Source organism: Parafilimonas sp., from assembly GCF_051953455.1.
In the GTDB taxonomy this organism is placed as follows: Bacteria; Bacteroidota; Bacteroidia; order Chitinophagales; family Chitinophagaceae; genus Parafilimonas.
In genome coordinates, this window is record NZ_JBQCIT010000057.1 from 51386 (window position 1) to 71413 (window position 20028).

The 20028-nt window shown below is 40.2% G+C and carries 14 protein-coding genes, 1 pseudogene and 1 riboswitch; of the genes and pseudogenes, 8 read left to right on the forward strand and 7 right to left on the reverse strand.

The features are described from left to right. Nucleotides 1–54: 54 nt before the first annotated feature. The 5 genes from ACTHN6_RS20445 to ACTHN6_RS20465 all read left to right on the forward strand — a co-directional run bounded on the left by ACTHN6_RS20445 (nucleotide 55) and on the right by ACTHN6_RS20465 (nucleotide 7516). Nucleotides 55–1305: an eCIS core domain-containing protein gene (locus tag ACTHN6_RS20445; RefSeq protein ID WP_440437636.1), complete on the forward strand. Its 1251-nt coding sequence runs from the start codon at nucleotides 55–57 to the stop codon at nucleotides 1303–1305. Between the two features lie 11 nt (nucleotides 1306–1316). Continuing rightward, entirely contained in the window at nucleotides 1317–3212 is a 1896-nt protein-coding gene (locus tag ACTHN6_RS20450) for an eCIS core domain-containing protein (protein ID WP_440437637.1), read from the forward strand. A gap of 21 nt (nucleotides 3213–3233) precedes the next feature. Continuing rightward, nucleotides 3234–3935 (forward strand): 16S rRNA (uracil(1498)-N(3))-methyltransferase, encoded by a 702-nt coding sequence (locus tag ACTHN6_RS20455; protein WP_440437638.1) that lies wholly within the window; start codon nucleotides 3234–3236, stop codon nucleotides 3933–3935. Between the two features lie 75 nt (nucleotides 3936–4010). Then, nucleotides 4011–6038 carry a M13 family metallopeptidase gene (locus ACTHN6_RS20460; protein ID WP_440437639.1) on the forward strand — a complete coding sequence of 676 codons (2028 nt, stop codon included), beginning with the start codon at nucleotides 4011–4013 and terminating at the stop codon, nucleotides 6036–6038. Between the two features lie 485 nt (nucleotides 6039–6523). Further along, a complete protein-coding gene (locus ACTHN6_RS20465) occupies nucleotides 6524–7516 on the forward strand; it encodes an aspartate-semialdehyde dehydrogenase (protein ID WP_440437640.1) in 993 nt (330 codons plus the stop codon). Nucleotides 7517–7560: 44 nt separating this feature from the next. Here the strand turns inward: ACTHN6_RS20465 and ACTHN6_RS20470 are convergent, their stop codons facing one another. Both ACTHN6_RS20470 and ACTHN6_RS20475 read right to left on the reverse strand, forming a co-directional pair. After that, nucleotides 7561–8358, reverse strand: coding sequence for a DUF3108 domain-containing protein (locus ACTHN6_RS20470; RefSeq protein ID WP_440437641.1), 798 nt, complete (start codon nucleotides 8356–8358; stop codon nucleotides 7561–7563). Next, the gene (locus ACTHN6_RS20475; protein WP_440437642.1) at nucleotides 8355–9383 is read right to left on the reverse strand and encodes a lysylphosphatidylglycerol synthase transmembrane domain-containing protein; all 1029 of its coding nucleotides are present in this window, start codon (nucleotides 9381–9383) and stop codon (nucleotides 8355–8357) included. Before ACTHN6_RS20475 ends, ACTHN6_RS20470 begins: the two co-directional genes overlap by 4 nt. Before the next feature lie 38 nt (nucleotides 9384–9421). On the opposite strand from ACTHN6_RS20475, the gene ruvC reads away from it, so the two are divergent. The 3 genes from ruvC to ACTHN6_RS20490 all read left to right on the forward strand — a co-directional run bounded on the left by ruvC (nucleotide 9422) and on the right by ACTHN6_RS20490 (nucleotide 13371). Then, on the forward strand, nucleotides 9422–9991 hold the full coding sequence (ruvC, locus tag ACTHN6_RS20480; protein WP_440437643.1) for a crossover junction endodeoxyribonuclease RuvC: 570 nt from the start codon (nucleotides 9422–9424) through the stop codon (nucleotides 9989–9991). A 158-nt stretch (nucleotides 9992–10149) separates the two neighbouring features. Then, nucleotides 10150–10345, forward strand: a riboswitch (cobalamin riboswitch). Between the two features lie 284 nt (nucleotides 10346–10629). Then, nucleotides 10630–11604, forward strand: coding sequence for a ribonucleotide-diphosphate reductase subunit beta (locus ACTHN6_RS20485; RefSeq protein ID WP_440437644.1), 975 nt, complete (start codon nucleotides 10630–10632; stop codon nucleotides 11602–11604). Between the two features lie 48 nt (nucleotides 11605–11652). Further along, nucleotides 11653–13371, forward strand: a complete 1719-nt coding sequence (locus ACTHN6_RS20490; RefSeq protein ID WP_440437645.1) for a ribonucleoside-diphosphate reductase subunit alpha — start codon at nucleotides 11653–11655, stop codon at nucleotides 13369–13371. Between the two features lie 50 nt (nucleotides 13372–13421). Here ACTHN6_RS20490 and ACTHN6_RS20495 read toward each other — a convergent pair whose 3' ends face one another. The 5 genes and pseudogenes from ACTHN6_RS20495 to ACTHN6_RS20515 form a co-directional block, all read right to left on the reverse strand. Beyond that, nucleotides 13422–15854 carry a glycoside hydrolase family 95 protein gene (locus tag ACTHN6_RS20495; RefSeq protein WP_440437646.1) on the reverse strand — a complete coding sequence of 811 codons (2433 nt, stop codon included), beginning with the start codon at nucleotides 15852–15854 and terminating at the stop codon, nucleotides 13422–13424. 431 nt (nucleotides 15855–16285) lie between these two features. Continuing rightward, nucleotides 16286–16933, reverse strand: coding sequence for a sigma-70 family RNA polymerase sigma factor (locus ACTHN6_RS20500; RefSeq protein ID WP_440437647.1), 648 nt, complete (start codon nucleotides 16931–16933; stop codon nucleotides 16286–16288). A 14-nt stretch (nucleotides 16934–16947) separates the two neighbouring features. Continuing rightward, nucleotides 16948–17331 carry a hypothetical protein gene (locus tag ACTHN6_RS20505; RefSeq protein WP_440437648.1) on the reverse strand — a complete coding sequence of 128 codons (384 nt, stop codon included), beginning with the start codon at nucleotides 17329–17331 and terminating at the stop codon, nucleotides 16948–16950. Between the two features lie 242 nt (nucleotides 17332–17573). After that, nucleotides 17574–19007 (reverse strand): Gfo/Idh/MocA family protein, encoded by a 1434-nt coding sequence (locus tag ACTHN6_RS20510; protein WP_440437649.1) that lies wholly within the window; start codon nucleotides 19005–19007, stop codon nucleotides 17574–17576. Between the two features lie 206 nt (nucleotides 19008–19213). After that, nucleotides 19214–20028: pseudogene (locus ACTHN6_RS20515) on the reverse strand (hypothetical protein); the annotation flags it as partial.

Sequence of the window (20028 nt, forward strand, 5' to 3'; positions counted from 1 at the left end):
AAACAACCGGAATATTAACCGGATGATTAATTTTACAAATACAGCTAACCTATTATGTACTGCCTCGCTGAAAAGAACAAAAATTCTGTTGCCGGAAGCAAAACAGGGAAGCCTGCTTTCTTCCAGGCAAAACTTGCAATAAATCAACCTAATGATGTTTATGAGCAGGAAGCCAATGCGGTTGCCGATAAAATAGTTCAGCAGGATAATGTTGCAGCCAATGCATTTTTTAAACCCGCATCCATTCAGCGTAAACCAAATAATGATAAGGTGCCAAGAACTTCTGCTGAAACAGAAAACTACATCGGCAATTTATCAGGCGGCAAATCTTTAGGAAAAGAAGAAAGAAGTTTTTTTGAATCAAAAATGGGTTATGATTTTTCAAATGTGCGCATTTATAATGATAGCAGCGCACATCAGTCGGCGCAAAATATAAATGCCCTGGCTTATACTTCCGGCAACAATATTGTTTTTGCTTCAAATCAATATCAGCCCAATACAAACGAAGGGAAAAAGCTGCTGGCGCATGAATTAACGCATGTGGTGCAACAAAGCAGCGATGCATCTTCTTCGCCGCTTGTTCAAAGGGAAACCAACAAAGACCCTTCAGAATTAAGCGACGATGTTTTACAAAGTGAGTATGATGCTTACAATGAATATATACATACCATTCAACCTGAAGATTATCCTTCGGAAGAAGGCAATATGGAATATTTCAATGCGCTTGAAAAAGAATTGAAAAAGAGGTGCATAAAATCATCGCCGGCTCAGCCCAAGGAAGTTGGGCAAACATTGATTGATCGTATTACAGGCAAGTATGCAAAAGTTGACGGCGATCCTGGTGAGGGCTTGTTTCTTACACCGTATGTAGCTTCGGAAGGGCAGTGCACTATTGGTTACGGGCATGTCATCTTTCCAAAATCATCCTGCACAATAAATACAGAAACCACAGATGATGGCAAAACCAAAAAAACCTGCGCCTGCGCTTCGCCATGGAATGCCATCACCAAGGACCGCGCTGTTGAATTATTAAAACAGGATATGCAAACGCACATGAACGAAGTGCATAATAAAATAAAGGTTGATCTTAACCAGGCTGAATTTGATGCGATGGTAGATTTGTCGGCGCACGTAGGCAGCCTTCCCTCAGATTTTGTAAGCTTCGTTAATGAAAACTGGTGCACCAATAAAGATGCGGTAAGGAACAGGTATTTAAGAACAGCCATCACCATGAAAGACCCGGATACAAAACAATATAAGGTGATGAAAAATTTTGTTGAAAGAAGAAAGAAACGCGCCTGGTAAAATAAATATTAATGACTGCAAAAGCAGATATAACAACAAAACCAACAGTTGCCGGTAATTTACAAAATGCCGGAAGGCCTTCATTTTTTCAACCCAGGACCATTTTTACGCAACCAGGTGAAGCAGATAATTATAAAGATGAAAATGCGATTGAAAAAGGTGTAATACCCATGCAAAACTTTGCTTCAGCCAAAAGTTTTTTTATGCCGCCGGTTGTTCAAAGAAAATGTGCACACTGCGAAGAGGAAGAAAAAAAATTACAACGTAAGGAGAATGATGAAAACAATGCAAATACAACAGCAGATACGGAGAATTATTTATCTTCTTTACAAGGCGGCAAAAACTTGGGTGGAAATGAAAAGGCATTCTTTGAGTCAAGGTTGGGATATGATTTTTCAAATGTGCAATTGCATACAAATGATGCAGCTAACCAATCAGCAAAAAATATAAATGCGCGGGCTTATACTTACGGAAACAATATTGTTTTTGGCGCCGGCCAATACCAGCCCAAAACCAATGAAGGCAAAAAATTAATAGCGCATGAATTAACGCATGTTGTTCAGCAAACCAATAATGCGCTAACAGGCATACTGCAACGCGATGATGTTGCAGGCGCGACTGCAGCCACAACTTCAACAACTACAACCACCGGCACTACAGGTTCAACAACACCAACATCATCAACAGTAAATATAGCAGCCAACTGTAATCAGACAGATATAACAGATATTGTTAACCAAACACTCACCTGGCTTGATGATATTTACCAGCAATTGCTGGAGTTTAATACAGATGAAGTGTTTAAAGATGCAATTGCGCCGCGTGGCAATTATGCAAGAATTGCAGGCGCCTTGCAACAGGCATTTAATACGAATGATGTACAGTATGCTGAGGTGATCAGAAGAAGGTTTTTACACGTTGCACAATTGCTGCGCAGCCCGGGCCGCATCAGCATTAATTGCGATCGCACACATTGTACATCCGGCGGATCTTCTTTTGTTGCAGCTTATGTAATAGGTCCGTATGCGCTTACTATGTGTTCAGTGGGTATTGCAGGCAGCAGGCCGGTTGCAACATTTATTCACGAACTAATGCATGCAACCATACCGCAGGTTGGCATAAGTAATACAGTTACGCAAAATACAGGTGTAAACGACAGGGCATACAGAACAGACAGGATATTCCAACATCTGTCGCCGGAAGAAACCTTAGACAACGCAGATTCTTATGGCATTCTTGCAGAACTGCTTCATGCCAGGGCTAATACGCAAATTGTTACGCCGCAGGCTGATACTACCGCAGGTTGCAGCCAGCCGGATATTTTACTGGAAGCTTTTGCAAGGGCAGCCCAATGGGCAGCATTTGCACAAAATGGCTTGCAAACCGATGTTACATTATTGCACGGGGCAGCACTCAATACTTTAAATTCCGGCAATCTTGATTTACTGAACCGTTCATTTCCTTCGGTAACCACAACAGCAGAACTGGTTGCTTTGAATAATGCTTTTCAGTCATTACAAAATAATGGGTTTAACAATACCTGGGATTTGTCCTGTGCCGGTTCCGGCGACCGCAATTGCTCCGGCGCTGTTGCTTATGCCAGCGAAGGTAAAGTATCCGCCTCGTCAGTAACCTTGAGGCAATTGCGCACAGCACATACACTTACTGTTTGCACCGATTGGTTTACGCTCTCCGCTGATGACCGTATTAAAACAGTATTTGCAGCTTTTATGCTTGGAAGGCCGTCGTGGATTGTAAGAGGTTTCAATCTTGCAGATGCGTTGCAATATGCTGAAGGCGCACGTCACATGACCAATGAATTAATTCCGCAACCAACCACAACCAGCGCACAGGAACATATAGACAGCGACATGAGGTTCAGGCAATCGCATCCAACAACTCCATAATTCTGTTTACATTTATGGCGCATGAACCTTCCATACTTTTACGAAGAAAATATTCAGCAGCCTGTACATGTTTTAAGCGAAGAAACAAGCAAGCACTGCGTGCAGGTACTGCGCATGAAAGCAGGCGAACAACTACAGCTCACCGATGGAAAAGGGAGTTTGTTTACAGCAACAATTATTAATGCCGATAAGAAACATTGTGGCGTAAGAATTGAATCAACTGCAAAATATCAACCACAAACTACAACCATTTCTGTTGCCATATCCTTATTAAAAAATCCAGCGCGCTTTGAATGGTTTTTAGAGAAAGCAACTGAAATAGGCGTTAATGAAATTACACCACTCATTTGCGATCATACGGAAAAAGAACATTTTCGTTACGACAGGATGCATAATATTCTTATTTCAGCTATGCTGCAAAGCCGGCAAACATGGCTGCCACATTTACATCAACCCAAAAAATTCAATGTATTTATTAATGAAGATTTTGATGGTATAAAGCTGATGGCACATTGCGTTGAAGAAGAGAAAAAATCAATTAATCAAATAACGGCCGCTTCTAAAAACAAATTAATCCTGATTGGCCCCGAAGGCGATTTTTCAGTTGGAGAAATTAACAAGGCGCTCGAAAAAAATTTTGTTCCTGTAACACTTGGCAATACAAGATTGCGTGCAGAAACTGCCGGTATTGTTGCCGCTGCATTGCTGGTTAATATGGGTTGATCTTATACTTCATTCATCAAATAATGGCAATGCCTATTTTGTAAATACTTATTTTACGCGCTTAAAATTTTTTCTATGGCGAATAAACTGCTTTATGCAGCTTCTTTCTTAATAATCTTTTCTGCCTGCAACAGCAACAAAGAATATATCGCAGGCAAGTTTATCGAAACTGGTTATATGGATTCAGCCGTAAAACCCGGCGATAATTTTTTCCGATTTATCAATGGCAAATGGCTTGACACCGTTCACATTCCTGAAACAGAATCCGGCATCGGTGCGTTTGATGACCTTTATTATGGAACACGCGACAAGCTGCACGACTTGCTGGATTCTGTATCGAAAACTGAACAAAAAGCAGGTAGCATTGAGCAAAAGGTTGCTGATTTTTATGCCTCAGGAATGGATTCTGCTGTTATTGAGCAACGTGGTTATGAACCCGTAAAACCTTACCTGCAGCAGATTGATTCTATTAAAGATGCAGCCGGCATAATGGCTTTTGCAAACAAACTGGAAATGGAAAACAGCAACCCGCTGTATGGGCAGGGTGTTAGCCCCGATGAAAAAAACAGTGCTATAAATATTGCCGTTTATACGCAGGCGGGCATTGGTTTGCCAGACCGCGATTATTATTTTAAAACGGATTCATCCAATGCAAAAGTAGTGGCTGCTTATAAAAATTATATGAAGCAGTTATTCATGCTCACGGGCAGCGATTCTGCAAAAGCAGCCATAGAAGTGGCGCAGGTATATGAGCTGGAAAAACAATTGGCCTCCAGTCATAAAACCAATGTGCAGTTAAGAGACCCGCAAAGTAATTATCATAAAATGGCGGTGGCTGATTTAGATAGGCAAATGCCTGTGTTTGCATGGAAAAATACATTAACCACCATTGGCGTGCATGCAGATTCCGTAAATGTTAGCCAGCCTGAATATTATAGTAAATTAAACCAGTTATTACAATCAATACCGCTTGATGCATGGAAGTCTTATTTTAAGTTCCATGTTTTAAATGATGCAGCCAGTGCGCTCAGCAGCGATTTTGTAAATGCAAAGTTTGAATACGCCGGTAAGGCCTTAAGCGGCCAGCAAAAATTAAGGCCACGCTGGCAGCGCATGGTAGTAAATACAGATAATACGCTTGGTGATGCTTTGGGCCAGCTTTATGTAAAAAAATATTTTACAGAAGATGCCAAACAAAGAATGCTTGATATGGTTAACAATCTTCAAAAAGCATTTGCCAAAAGAATTGATAACCTCGACTGGATGAGCGACAGCACCAAAGCTGTTGCAAAAGATAAGCTGAATGCATTCTTAAAGAAAATAGGTTATACCGATAAATGGAGGGATTACAGCAAGGTGACCGTAACCCGCAACAAATATTTTGAAAATCTTTTGTCATGCGCCAAGAATGAATATCAATATCAAATAGATAAAATTGGCAAACCGGTTGATAAAACAGAATGGGAAATGTCGCCGCCAACCATTAACGCTTATTATAACCCAACATTTAATGAGATTGTTTTCCCGGCAGGCATATTACAATTCCCGTTCTTTGATCCGGATGCTGATGATGCCATTAACTATGGCGGCATTGGAATGGTGATAGGCCATGAAATGACGCATGGTTTTGATGATCAGGGCGCACAATATGATAAAGACGGCAATCTTAAGAATTGGTGGAGCAAAGAGGACAGTGTAAAATTTGTAGGAAAATCAACACAGGTTATTGATTTATATAACAGCTATGTAATAATCGACAGCATACATGTAAACGGCGCATTAACCACGGGCGAAAACATGGCAGATATTGGCGGCGTCGCTATTGCTTACGATGCCTTTAAAATGACTAAACAAGGCCAGGATACAACCCGGATTGATGGTTTTACGCCAGATCAAAGATTCTTTATTTCTTTAGGGCAAATATGGCGCGAAAAATTAAAGCCTGAAACCATGCGCTTTTATGCAAATGTTGACCCCCACTCTCCAGCCATATTCAGGGTAAACGGGCCGCTGGCTAACTTTGATCCTTTTTATAAAGCATTTAATGTGCAGCCCGGCGATAAAATGTTTATACCGGAAGATAAGCGGATTAGGATCTGGTAAAAATAGAATCGGGAATGAGTAATTGGGATTGGGTTGTTCTTTAAAATTGAATGCTGGCTATTGATTATTTGAAACACCCAATGGAAGGTGCATTTAGCTGATAAAATAATTAAGCATTGGTCATTTATTCAAAAAATATTTTGGCGTATTTGTTTAACACATTACTTTCGCGCAGCAAAATGAAATGCTATAGCCTTTAAGAATATTTATTATAGCATTACATCTGCAATTGAAAATACATAATGATTCAGATGAAAATGATTAAGAAACATACAAAGTGCATAAAGACATTCTATAACAAGGAAGGTGCATGATGTTGTATGCTTAATGAAGATAAAACAGAAAGCCTTCCAAAAACGGAAGGCTTTTTTGTTAATGATGCTTTGATGAACAGAATTCGGGCTGTACAAGGGAGTGACACAACTAAGTTCAATGCCTGCACTGCAGCTCATCAAATAAAACATAAAAACAAAAACCATTACAAAATGAAAGTTGCAGTAGTTGGCGCAACCGGCCTGGTTGGCTCAAAAATGTTACAGGTGTTAGCAGAAAGAAATTTTCCAGTAACAGAATTATTTCCCGTAGCAAGTGAACGTTCCATTGGTAAGGAAGTTGAATTTAAAGGAAAGAAATACAAGGTTGTTTCTTATGAAGATGCTATTGCCGCCAAACCAAACGTAGCTATTTTTTCTGCGGGTGGCAGTACATCGCTTGAACTGGCGCCAAAGTTTGCAGCAGCCGGTATTACGGTGATTGATAACTCCAGTGCATGGCGCATGGATCCAACAAAAAAATTAGTTGTACCTGAACTGAACGCAGATGCATTAACTGCTGACGATAAGATTATTGCTAACCCTAACTGTTCTACCATTCAAATGGTGGTGGCATTAAACCCGCTGCATAAAAAATATGGAATCCGGAGGATTGTGGTAAGCACTTATCAGAGTGTTACAGGCACCGGCAAAAAGGCGGTTGACCAATTGTACAATGAACGTAAAAATGTAACAGACGGGCCAATGGCATATAAATATCCAATTGATTTAAATGTTATTCCGCAGATAGATGTGTTTCTGGACAACGGCTATACCAAAGAGGAAATGAAGATGGTGAATGAAACAAGAAAAATTATGCGTGATGATAGCATTATGGTTACGGCCACCACGGTACGCATACCGGTTGTTGGCGGCCACAGTGAAAGTGTAAACGTTGAATTTAACAACGATTTCGATATTGAAGAAGTAAAGAAAATATTAAGTGAAGCGCCGGGGGTTGTGGTACAGGATGATTTGGCGGCGCAGGTTTATCCAATGCCTTTATGGGCGCATGAAAAGGATGAAGTGTTTGTAGGAAGGATAAGAAGGGATGATACACAGCCTAACACTTTAAACCTCTGGATTGTGAGCGACAACCTGCGTAAAGGCGCTGCTACCAATGCCGTGCAGATTGCGGAATATTTGTCAGGAAAAGGATTGCTGTAAATATAGCTGTCAGCTAATAGCTGTCAGCGGATAGCTATTAGCGCTTATCGCACACTTATCTTAGATGACAAAGGATAACGGAGATTGCGGTATTGCATCATATCCACTTTAATGCTGCCAACGGTTATAGGGCTTTCAATACGCAATGGAATATGATTCGCGTCATCGCTAACCCATACCGTCATTTTCTCGCCGCCTTCAAATATGGTTCCTTTTACAAGCAGCGGGGTGAATTTAATGGCATTGAATTTTCCATAGCGTGTTTTTACTACCTCTTTACCACGATAGCGGATATAAAGATTATATACCTGGTTATCTAAAAACATGCTGAAGGGGATTTTATCATCAATTTTATAGTTGTTGAAATTAATATTGCGTGCATAATAAACGGCGCTTAATACATCCTGTATGCAATTGGGCACATTATAAGTTCCTTTGGTTGATGTAGCTGTATTTGCTTTCCGGTTGAAAGTTATATTCTCTGTTTTTCTATAACCGCCTTCATCCACATTGCGGATAAATTTCAAAGGCAGCAAATAGGTCGTATCAAAAAAAGTTTCATAGCGGTCTCTCACTTTAAATATCCAGTCATACCGCGAGTTTGAAGTGCCTGTGCCTACCGCATGATAAACAGGTGTATTATTTAATTTTTCAAGCGTGGTGGAAAAGTTGGCTGTGCCTGCATTTATATATATGCCTATTACCGAATAATAAACAGTAAAAGTTATGCTTTCACCAGCCCTGAAAGCCGTATTGCGTATGCCGCAAAAATCATCGTCATCGGCTGAAAGCCTTAAGCATATTATCAAACAAAAAAAGGAGACCAGGAGTTTTCTTATCACGATTTCTTGATGTTTTGTTTATCGCTTTTTTTAAAAAGCTTTATACCCAGCAAAAACAAACTGCCTGCTGCCGATGGTAGTATCAGGTTTATAAACCAAATTACTGCTATAGTTGCGATAACACCAAATGCATCAGGGGTAATCAATCCAAATAACTGTGTTCCTGCCTGCCCCCTTATTCCCACATCAGCAAAAGGAATGGTTGGCAAAATAGCCAGGAATAAAAATAATACACTGGTTGTGCAAAAAGCATTAACGGCATCAATCTTTACCTCAAATAAATGCAGCACCACCATATATTGAACAGCAAAAACAATGAAACGAATGAATGATAAACCTAAAATTCTTGTTAACTCTTTCCAATGAAATGCTTCTACGTTTTCAATTAAATACTTGTAGCGCAGTATGAAAGGAATTTTTTCGGCAAGCCGCGTTAGCCATGATAACCTGAAATAAGTAATCAGCAATATTAATGTGCCTAAAATGATCATTGAAATAATGCCGTTAAGCCACAAAACCGATAAACCCTCCAGCGGCTCGGATTTTGCCCAGGCAAAGGTTTTCAAATAAATTAAAGATGTTATGCCCACAACGAGCGTAACAATAAGCTGTGCCATGCTGCCCGCCACATTTAAAGCAACAGAACGCAAACGGTTTCCTTCTTTCATATACAAAGCACGGGCAGGATACTCTCCAAAACCATTTGGCAAAAACAACGATAATGCCAGCCCCGATAAAATAGCTTTAATCGCGGTTATGAAATTCACCTTCTCCACCGGGCGCATTAATAGCTGCCATTTACGTGCTTCAATGCTCCAGTTTAAACAAAGCAGTAAAAAAAGGCCTACGATTTTCCATATATTTTTTGATGCAAAAGAGTTTTTAAGTACCTCTAATTTCTGCGGAAGATCAGGTTGCGTTTCCACTTTTTTGTAAATGATATAAACCAGTACAATAAAAAGCAACGGCCCTAAAACATAATTCAATAAAATCTTTAATTGCTTTGCAAGATGTTTTTTTTGCATGAAGTTTAATAATGTACAAATAGTACTTTCACATTTCAATGAATAACGCTTCAAAAATAATTCTCGGAATTGATCCCGGCACCGTTATCATGGGCTACGCCGTTTTATCAATAAAAGGCAATGAAATAAAACTGCTGCACATGGACGTTTTAAAACTTACTGCACAAAAAGATACTTATCAAAAACTCGAAATTATTTTTTCAAAAGTAAGTGAACTTATAAAAAACTATAATCCTAATATGTTTGCCATAGAAGCGCCGTTTTATGGCAAGAACGTTCAAAGTATGCTTAAACTCGGCCGGGCGCAGGGCGTGGCCATTGCAGCAGCTATGCAGGCTGCATTGCCTGTAACGGAATACTCTCCCAAAAAAATAAAACAATCCATTACCGGCAATGGCAATTCAACCAAAGAACAGGTATATAAAATGCTGCAGCAAATGTTAAAGCTGGAAGAAGAACCACATTTTTTTGATGCAACCGATGCATTGGCCGTGGCGCTCTGCCATCATTATGCATCGGGCACAATTGTTTCAGCTCAGAAAAAATCTTTTAAAGGCTGGAAAGAATTTATTGCGAATAACCCGGGCAGGTTTATCAATAACCAGTAACAAACGGTTATTTAATCAATGCTCAATAACCAATATATAAAAGTGAACTGCTGAACAATATATATCTCTCATCGCCCTGTTTCCCGGAAAAGAAAACCAATATTTTGTTTTCAACAAAAGGTGCATAACAATTCCCCGCATTTTTATTTTGGGTTATTACTTTACATGCATGTTTTGGTTAACGCCGCAATTAGCGCGGGCACGTTATTAAAAGGGAATTTCGTGAAAATCGAAAACTATCCCGTAGCTGTGAGCTCTGTGAAAATTGTTTATATTAAATGTCACTGTAATTATAACGGGAAGGCTATAAACAATAGAGCAAGTCAGAAGACCTGCCAGAATATCATAAGCAATCATGCCTTCGAAGGAAAGGTGGGATCTGATTTTACACTAACAGGGTTCGCTGTCCGAATCGCCCTGTGTTTGTCAGCTTCTTTCCTCTTTATCAAGGCGGTTGTATTTAAAAAATGTGGAGATCCTGATCGCCTGCATTAACAGAAATTGTAAAAGCTTAGCATTTATATTGATCCATTATAAACCTTATATACGCCGGGCTTTTATTTCTGCATTAAACAATTTTCTTTTGTTCATGATGGCGTTATACTGTAAGGACAGTGTGCGTCTAAAAATAAATAACTATGGGCCTATTTGATAAGAGAATTCAATACAAACCATTTGAATACCCGGAAGTACTTCAGTTTACTACTGCCATAAATAAATCTTTTTGGGTTCATTCAGAAATTGATTTCACTGCCGATGTTCAGGACTTTCATGCCCATTTAACGCCGGCAGAGCAAAATGCTATAAAAAACAGCCTGCTTGCCATTGCACAGGTGGAAGTAGCAGTGAAATCGTTTTGGGGAAACCTGTACCATCATTTTCCAAAACCTGAAATTAACGGGCTGGGCGCAACTTTTGCCGAATGTGAGTTCAGGCATTCCGAAGCATATTCCCGCCTGCTGGAAGTGCTCGGTTATAATAATGAATTTGAGGGTTTGCTGCAGGTGCCTGTAATAAAGGAGCGCATCGATTATCTTTCAACTGCATTGCAGCATACAAAATCAAGCGACAAAAAAGAATATGTTTTTTCACTCATTCTTTTTAGCATGTTGATTGAAAACGTAAGCCTTTTCAGCCAGTTTGCCATTATCCTCGCGTTTACCAGGTTTAAAGGACTTATGAAAAATGTAAGCAATATTATTGCCTGGACTTCAGTGGATGAACAAATACATGCCAATGCAGGAATTTTTTTAATCAATAAACTGAAAGAAGAATACCCGGAAATATTTACCGAAAATATGATTGGCATGGTTCGCGATCTTGTAGATCAATCTATCTATACTGAAATCCGTATAATCGACTGGATTTTCAATGCAGGTGAATTAGACTTCATCCGTAAATATGATCTCGCTAATTTCATGAAGAAACGGGCAGATGACAGCCTCATCCAAATAGGCCTGCAACCCTTATTTAATATCAGCCATGCACAAAGCGCTCCTATGGTTTGGTTTGAGGAAGAAGTCTTCTCCAACAGCCTCGACGATTTTTTTGCCAAACGCCCGGTGGAATATACCAAGTTTGACAAGAGTATTTCTGCTGACGATTTATTTTAAACCTGTTTATAAATTCTTACGATCTAATCATCCTTTAAATTTTTTGTAATGACAACATTGTTTGATGCAGCAGACACGCCACCTGCCGCCCAGCTATCAGATATAGCCGGAAAATACGAGCAGGAAAAGCTCTGGTGGAAAAATGAAGAAAGTGAACAAATATTAAACCGCGGTTATCTTTTAAAAGGAGAAACCATAGATGGCGCTATTGAAAGAATCTGCACGGCTGCTGCACAGCGTTTATATAAACCGGAATTAAAAGACGCGTTCCGCGAAATGATAGAACGCGGATGGATGAGCCTGAGTTCACCCATTTGGGCAAATATGGGTACGGAACGCGGGCTGCCTATCTCCTGCTTTAACGTGCATGTGCCGGATTATATTGAAGGTATAACCCATAAGCTGGGCGAAGTAATTATGCAAACCAAACTGGGCGGCGGCACTTCCGCTTATTTCGGCGCCTTACGGGAAAGGGGCAGCGCCGTTACAGATAATGGTAAAAGCAGCGGCGCGGTAAGTTTTATGCGGTTATTTGATACGGCAATGGATACGGTTTCGCAGGGCGGTGTTCGCCGTGGCGCTTTTGCAGCTTACCTGGATATTGATCATGGCGATATAGAAGAATTTCTTTCTATCAAAGACATTGGCCACCCCATACAAAATCTTTTTTACGGCGTATGTGTACCAGACTACTGGATGCAGGATATGATTGATGGCGATAAGAAGAAGAGGGAGATTTGGGCAAAAGTATTGGAGAGCCGGCAGCAGAAAGGCCTGCCTTATATATTCTTTACAGATAATGTAAACAGGAATAAGCCAAAGGTGTATAAAGATGCCGACTTAACCATTCATGCCAGTAACCTTTGTTCTGAGATCATGCTGCCTTCAACAGAAGACGAATCTTTTATCTGTTGCCTTTCCTCCATGAACCTTGAACTGTATGATGAATGGAAAGATACGAATGCTGTTAAGCTGGCTATATTTTTCCTGGATGCTGTGCTGCAGGAATTCATTACCAAAACAGAGGGCAATCATTACCTTAAATCTGCCAACCTGTTTGCCAAAAGACACCGGGCCCTGGGATTGGGCGTTCTGGGCTGGCATTCTTATTTGCAAAAAAATATGATCCCTTTTGAAGGATTAAGGGCCAAGCAATTAACTTCCCTGATATTTAAAGATATTCAGACCAAGGCGATAAAAGCCAGCAAAGATTTGGCATGGATATATGGAGAACCTGAAATACTGAAAGGTTATGGCTTAAGAAATACAACCCTGCTTGCAATAGCACCCACCACTTCTTCTTCAGCCATACTGGGCCAAACCTCACCGGGTATTGAACCGTATAGCAGCAATTACTATAAAGCCGGTTTGTCAAAAGGAAACTTTATCCGCAAGAATAAATACCTGAAAGAGGTACTTATAAAGAAAGGTATTGACAATGAAGATACCTGGCGCAATATCATGCTGAATCACGGCAGTGTTCAACATATTAAAGAATTGTCGGCTGAAGAAAAAGAGGTTTTTAAAACCTTTAAAGAAATAAGCCAGCTCGAAATAATCCAGCAGGCATCCATTCGCCAGCAATATATTGACCAGTCGCAAAGCCTCAACTTAAATATACCTGCAGACCTGCCTGTAAAAGATGTAAACAGGTTATTGATAGAATCCTGGAAACTTGGAGTTAAAACACTTTATTACCAGCGCAGCCAGAGCGTATCCAAGGAAATGGTAACAAGCCTGGTGAGTTGTAAAAGCTGTGAGGCATAAATTATACGTTTAAAACAATAAAGCGGCCTGCAAAATTATGCAAGGCCGCTTTATTGAATAAGATCCAGTAAGTTAGATTGTGTACCCGCTTTTGTTTTGAGAGGTACTTTTTTCGATCCATATTTAACAGTGCACGGGCCACCCTTTTTTGAAAGTAATGTCGCCCGTACAAGCTTGCCGTTTTTCCATTGCATATCAATTACAAAGCCGCCTCTTGCGCAAAGTCCGTTAATTGAGCCATCATTCCAGGCAGCAGGCAATGCCGGCAGCAGTTCTATAAAATCTTCATGACTTTGCAGCAACATTTCAGCAATACCTGCCGCAGCTCCAAAATTGCCATCCAGCTGAAATGGCGGATGTGCACAAAATAAATTATTGTATGTGCCACCGGCGTTGTTCATGGCAACACCAGCCACATGAACAGGCTTTAATAACCGGTTTAATAATTTTAAAGCATGATCGCCATCGTGCAAACGCGCCCAGAAATTTATCTTCCACGCCAAAGACCAGCCTGTGCCATCATCACCCCTTGCCTCAAGCGACTTCTTTGCAGCCTCGGCCAATGCCGGTGTTTTATCTAATGTAATTTCATCGCCGGGATATAAAGCAAATAAATGCGAGGTATGGCGATGATGCGGTTCAACTTCCTTAAACTCCTGCGCCCATTCCATTAATCTTCCATCGTTTCCAATACCGGGTGCAGCAAGTTCACTATTGGTTTGTTGTAACTGATGCATAAAATCATTACTGCTCTTTATATTCAACACCTGCGCGGCTTGTAAAGTATTGTTGAATAAGTCGCGGATTACTTCCTGGTCGTGAGACGGTCCCATGCTTATGCTGGCAACGCTTCCGTCGGGTGCTACAAAACTATTTTCAGGTGATGATGCAGGCCCGGAAACAAGCTTGCCGCTTGAAGGATCTTTTACAAGCCAGTCAAAATAAAACAGACAGGCTTTTTGCAAAATTGGATATACCCTGCGCAAATAAGCGGTGTCGGACGTAAACGCATAATGTTCCCATAAATGCTGGCACATCCAGGCGGCAGCACCAACATGCAAACCCCAGGACGGGTCTTCGCCGGGCGCTGTGTAACCCCATACATTTGTTATGGGATGAATGCACCATCCATGCATGTTATATTGCACCGATGCTGTTTTGGTGCCAGGCGTTATCAGCGATTCAATCAAATCAATCAACTGCATATCGCATTCAGAAAGATTGGTAACTTCTGAAGGCCAGTAATTCATCTGCACATTAATATCTGTATGATAATCCCCGTTCCAGGGTGTTTGAATTTTATTGGCCCAAATACCCTGCAGGTTAGCCGGCAAACTGCCTTCCCTTGATGATGACAATAACACATAACGGCCAAACTGGTAATACAATGAGTAAAGGCTCGATTCATTATGTGTCTGAAGATTTTTTTCAAGCAGTTTATCGGTGGGTAAATTTTCAGTTGAAGGTGCTGTTAATTGCAATGAAGACCTTTTCATAAAAGATGAAAAGTCTTTTATATGCCTTTCTTTTAAAGTATTGTATGGTGTTGAAACAGCTTTATTGGTTGTTAAATTTAATTCAGCTTCAAAATTATTATTTACATAATCGGGATAATGAAGCCTGTAGTTAGTGGCAGCAGTAACAATAATGGTAACAGCATTTGCTTTTGAAACTATGAGTTTATTACCATCCTGCTTTATACTCCCGCCATTTACAACAGGCACTGCATACAATTTATATTTCATGCCATCACCGCCTTTGCCATTAGTAAGTGTGCCACTCATAACAAGCCTGTTGCTTTCTGCAATGGTTGTAAATTTTTCAGGACGGTCAACGGACAGTGTAAATGAAATTGCATGGGGTTTATCAGTTGTTAAACGAATAATAAGGGCTTTATCAGGATTGCTGGCAAATACTTCTCTTGTAAATTCAATATTGTTTTGCCGGTATTTTGTAAGGACAAGGCCATTCATTAAATCTAATGCACGATAATAATTGCTGTAAGCAGATTTTGTATTGAAATCGAGCCACAAATCACCCAATGTTTGATAACAGCCATAAGGCACATCAGCACCATTGCCGCTTCCTGAACCAACACCTTTACACACCTGTGTTTTATTGGTAAGTTCTGTTGCTTCTTTATATTTTCCTTCAAACAAGAGTTGCCTTATCTGGTCCAAATATTTTGAAGCCTCAGGATTATCATTGTCATCATGGCTTCCACTCCACAAAGATTTTTCATTTAGTTGCAACCGTTCTTTATTTACATCGCCAAAAACCATTGCACCTATAAAACCATTGCCAACAGGCAAAGCTTTCAGCCATTCAGGATCATTAATCCATCCTGACGAAGTATCTTTTACGCTGGCATTGGCCGGATGATCGTACCAGAGTTTTTGATCATTATTTTGACCGGAGAGACGGCTGCTGTTTATAAGCAACAACACCAAAAAAAATGTAATGGCAGTTTTGATTTTAAACATAAAAATCTGTTAGGTTTTGTTCCAGTTCATCAGGCGCACAACGCTTACATAACAATATTCAATTTATACAACAGCGCAGCTTTAATTGAAATAAAACCGTCAGCCTTCTGCTTTTATTTCATTCGCCAATATACTATCAACGCTGGTCATATTATCATGCAGGGAAAAATACTGAACTGCAAAACATTAATGGTAAGATAACGTTTTGCACCAAATAAATATTGATGTTCCCTTGATAAATTACCTGCAGGTAGTTTTCATGCTGCTAAGCATGGCAACTGCAGGCAATTTATTTTCAGAAAATATTGTGGTATTTTTTGAGTTAATGAAGGAAGTGCAACATTTGCCGTTTAGTTTACAGTAAAAGGATCTTAAATATATAACATAAAGCTAAGGATATTGTTGTACGGGATTGAATGATTTTGGACTGCTTACAACTCATTTATTTTCTTCATTACATTTTCTACTATGGCATCGCAATAGATTAAATTAAATTCAAACAGTTCGGCACTGGAATACGTTTTCTCAATTTCATTTCTCAACATTGTTTTCGCCCTGTTTAGCCGCACCTTCACATTAGCTTCGCTGATATGCAGCAGTTCCGATGTTTCCAAAACATTCAAACCGTTTATCTCCCTAAGGGAAAATACGATGCGGTAATTGAAAGGAATTTCTGCAAGCGCCTTTTCAATAATATGCCCCAGCTCACGGGTTTGAACTACTTTGCCTGTATCATTATTTTGATTGGTAAACATAGGCTTTGAATTGTCGTTTGCATCGTACGTTATCTCATTTTTAAAACCTGCCTTTTCCTTTTTCCTGTAACAGTTGTTCATCATAATGCGTATGATCCAGGTTTTGAAACCGGAACGGCCTTCAAATTGCTGCAGGTTTTTATAGGCATCAATAAAAGTTTCCTGCATTAAATCCTGCGTGTCTTCATGATTATAATTATACGATCTGCCGGTTTTGTAGAGGTAAGGATTAAAGCGCCTTACAATGATTTCGTAAAGCGCTTTTTCTCCTTGTATGACCCTTGCTATAATTTCCTGTCCGGTAAGTTGTTCAAATGAAGCCATAGCCTGCAATGATTTTAAGCTGCAACCCGGGATAATCTTGCCATTGAAAAAGCCGAAATGGCCATTACCAGGTCGCGAACTGCTACATCCACATAATTGAAACCTGCCAGCAGCGTTAACGCAATTGAGGTGAGCCAGGCTGCAACAATATATCCACCAATTTCCGCTTTTTTAAGTACAATAATGCCTGCAATAATTTCAATAATGCCCACTATCATCATAAAGGTGGATGCAGGAAAGGGCAGCAAATCTGCCAGTGAAGGATTTAGATATTGCTCCCAATTGGTAAGCAGGTTTGTGAATTTATCAGCGCCGGCAACAATAGGCACTATTACAAATGTGAACTTTAATAGCCTGAACGTTTGCGTTACCGGCTGTTGTGTAATCTTGGTTTCCATTTTTTTACTTTTAAATTGTTCCTGTATTTTTAGAGTAGGCAGCTTGTAAAAAGGTTACAAACAATTTTATCAGGAGTAAAAGCAGTTCACAGCATTACTTCAACATTTACACGGCTATGCACAAAACTTTGCAGCCGGTTTCATCAACCGCAACAGAAAATACAATAATAAAAATGCCCATTACCGCAGATGCAGCAATGAGCATTTTTTACTTATCAGTTTTTTAGCTAAACGTTGGAAGATTATATTTTAAAAGAATAACCATCGCGGTATTGCCGTCTCACAAACTGGTTGGCTTCATCAAAATTGGTAATCTTCATTTCATCAGCATTCCATAAAAGTTTCTTCCTGCCCGGGAACCGGCCTTTGCTGTCTTTTACATTCCAGCTGCGAAGTGCAAGGTTGGCAAACAACACGGTTTCTGTAAGCGGGCCGGCATAATCAAAATTGGAACTGGTATAACCCTTTCCATAACCGGCTATACAGGCATTTACCCATTGTGCATAATGCCCTTCCTGGCCGCCCGACACACGATCAACGGTTTTGGGAACATTGCCTACTTCTTTTGTTCTTGAAGTTGGTAACAATGTTGGGTTAGCGCCGTAGCATCCGCACATCATTTTACCTTTTGTGCCTTCTATAATAGCGCCGCCATCTGCGTTGCCCATTTCTTCGTCAGGGCCTAATTCGTCGGGGCGCTCGGGTCGTATATTACCATCCATCCAGGTAAGTTTTACATCAGGCTTTCCGTTCTTTCCCGGAAATTTTATTTTGATAGAAGAAGCCGCCGGACAGCTTTCCGGGTGGTAGGAAGGCGTCCACATTTTTTCATAAATATCTGCTACGCTGCATTCTACTTCTGAAGGATAGCCAAGGCCAACCACTTTAAAAGGCGGATCAATAATATGGCATCCCATATCGCCTAAAGCGCCGGTGCCGAAATCCCAATAGCCGCGCCAGCTAAACGGAACAAATCCATCATGGTATTCATGAAAGGCAGTGGGGCCAAGCCATAAATTCCAATCCAGTTCAGGTGGTATTTGGTCTTTGGTTGTAGGATAGCCGGTGCCCTGTGGCCATACAGGCCTGTTAGTCCAGCAACGTATAGTATGCGCATCTCCTATCAGCCCTGCATTATACCAATCCTGCATTTGCCGCACACCATCACCGGATGAACCCTGGTTGCCCATTTGCGTTACAACTTTATATTTCCTGGCCGCCTCCGTTAATATTCTTGCCTCATAAATGTCATGCGTCATTGGTTTTTGAACATACACATGCTTTCCCATTTGCATAGCCATTAACGCAGCAACGGCATGGCAATGATCGGGGATGGAAACAGACACCGCATCAATGTTTCCTTTTTCCTTATCAAGCATTTCCCGGAAGTCTTTATAATAAGTGGCTTTGGGAAAATCAGCTCTTGTTTTAGCAGATGACCTGTCGTCAACATCGCATAACGCCACAATATTGGCATTACCCGATTTAAAGAACATGGCAATATCACTTTGGCCTTTACCACCGGCGCCTATCGCGCCAATGTTTAGTTTGTCGCTCGGGGCCACGTAGCCTTTACCCAATACATGGCGGGGGACAATGGTAATGCCTGCAGCAGCAATAGAAGCGTTGCGGATGAAACTTCTTCTTGAATTGTCTTTCGGTTTGTTGTCATTCATAAAGCAATCCTTTAAATTATGAGGTTTATATTTTATGTGAGCAAGTTATTAACCATTTGCGAAAGACAGCGTAAGAAATTTTTTAAGGTTAATAACATAGGATGAAATCTGCAAAAAAAGGATAACAGGTTTGCGTTTTAGATGATTGTATAAAAATATGAATTCATCACCTGCAGGTATTAACCAGGCAAGTGCGGAAGTTTATTTTATTCAGGCACTACCATAATATCGACAGGTTTAGCCGATGCAGTAGACTCAAAAGTTATACTGCCATTTTTATCGCTGGTAATTTTTTTTAACGGCTTATTATTAATTAAAATTGAATAGGCTTTATTACCCGCAAGGCCAGAAAGAATATATTCTGTTGATATTAATGCTGTGGCTGATTGCGTCCATTCGCATTTATCAGCGCTCCAGTTTTTGATGTTTATAGAAAGACGATTGTTTGAAGCAACAGTTACTTTCAAAGACGCATTTTCGTCATCACCTTTAAAAAAACAAAGCGTATCCTTTGAGCTGTTAAAACCAAAATCTTTTGGTGATGCAATTGAGTATCGCCCATCTGAAACAACATAATTATTCATGTTTAAATCAATAACCAATTGTTTGTTTTGATACTTATATTTTAGTTGTGTTCCGTTTAATTCGGGCGTTAAATGCGGGTTTAAATAAAAACGGTTATATAACGGGTTAACGCCGTAAACAGCCTGGTATAAGCCAACAATAGTTAAACCATTGCCTGATAAAATATCATCGCCACGGCCATCCTGTTTTTGCCGGCCATATCGCTGAAAGGCAAGCCCGTCTTTTGCATACTGATCCAATACATTCTTTACATATTTAACTGCCAGTTCAGGTTTATAAGATGCATAAGCTTTAACGCCCAATGCGCCCCACGATAAAAAGATATCGCCGTTTTCATAATTGGGAAAGGGAAACTGCCAATCGTTGCCTTCACCCGGCGCATAAGAATACAAACACAAAGGCCAGAAAAATAATTTTTCTTTCTGCATTTGTGTTT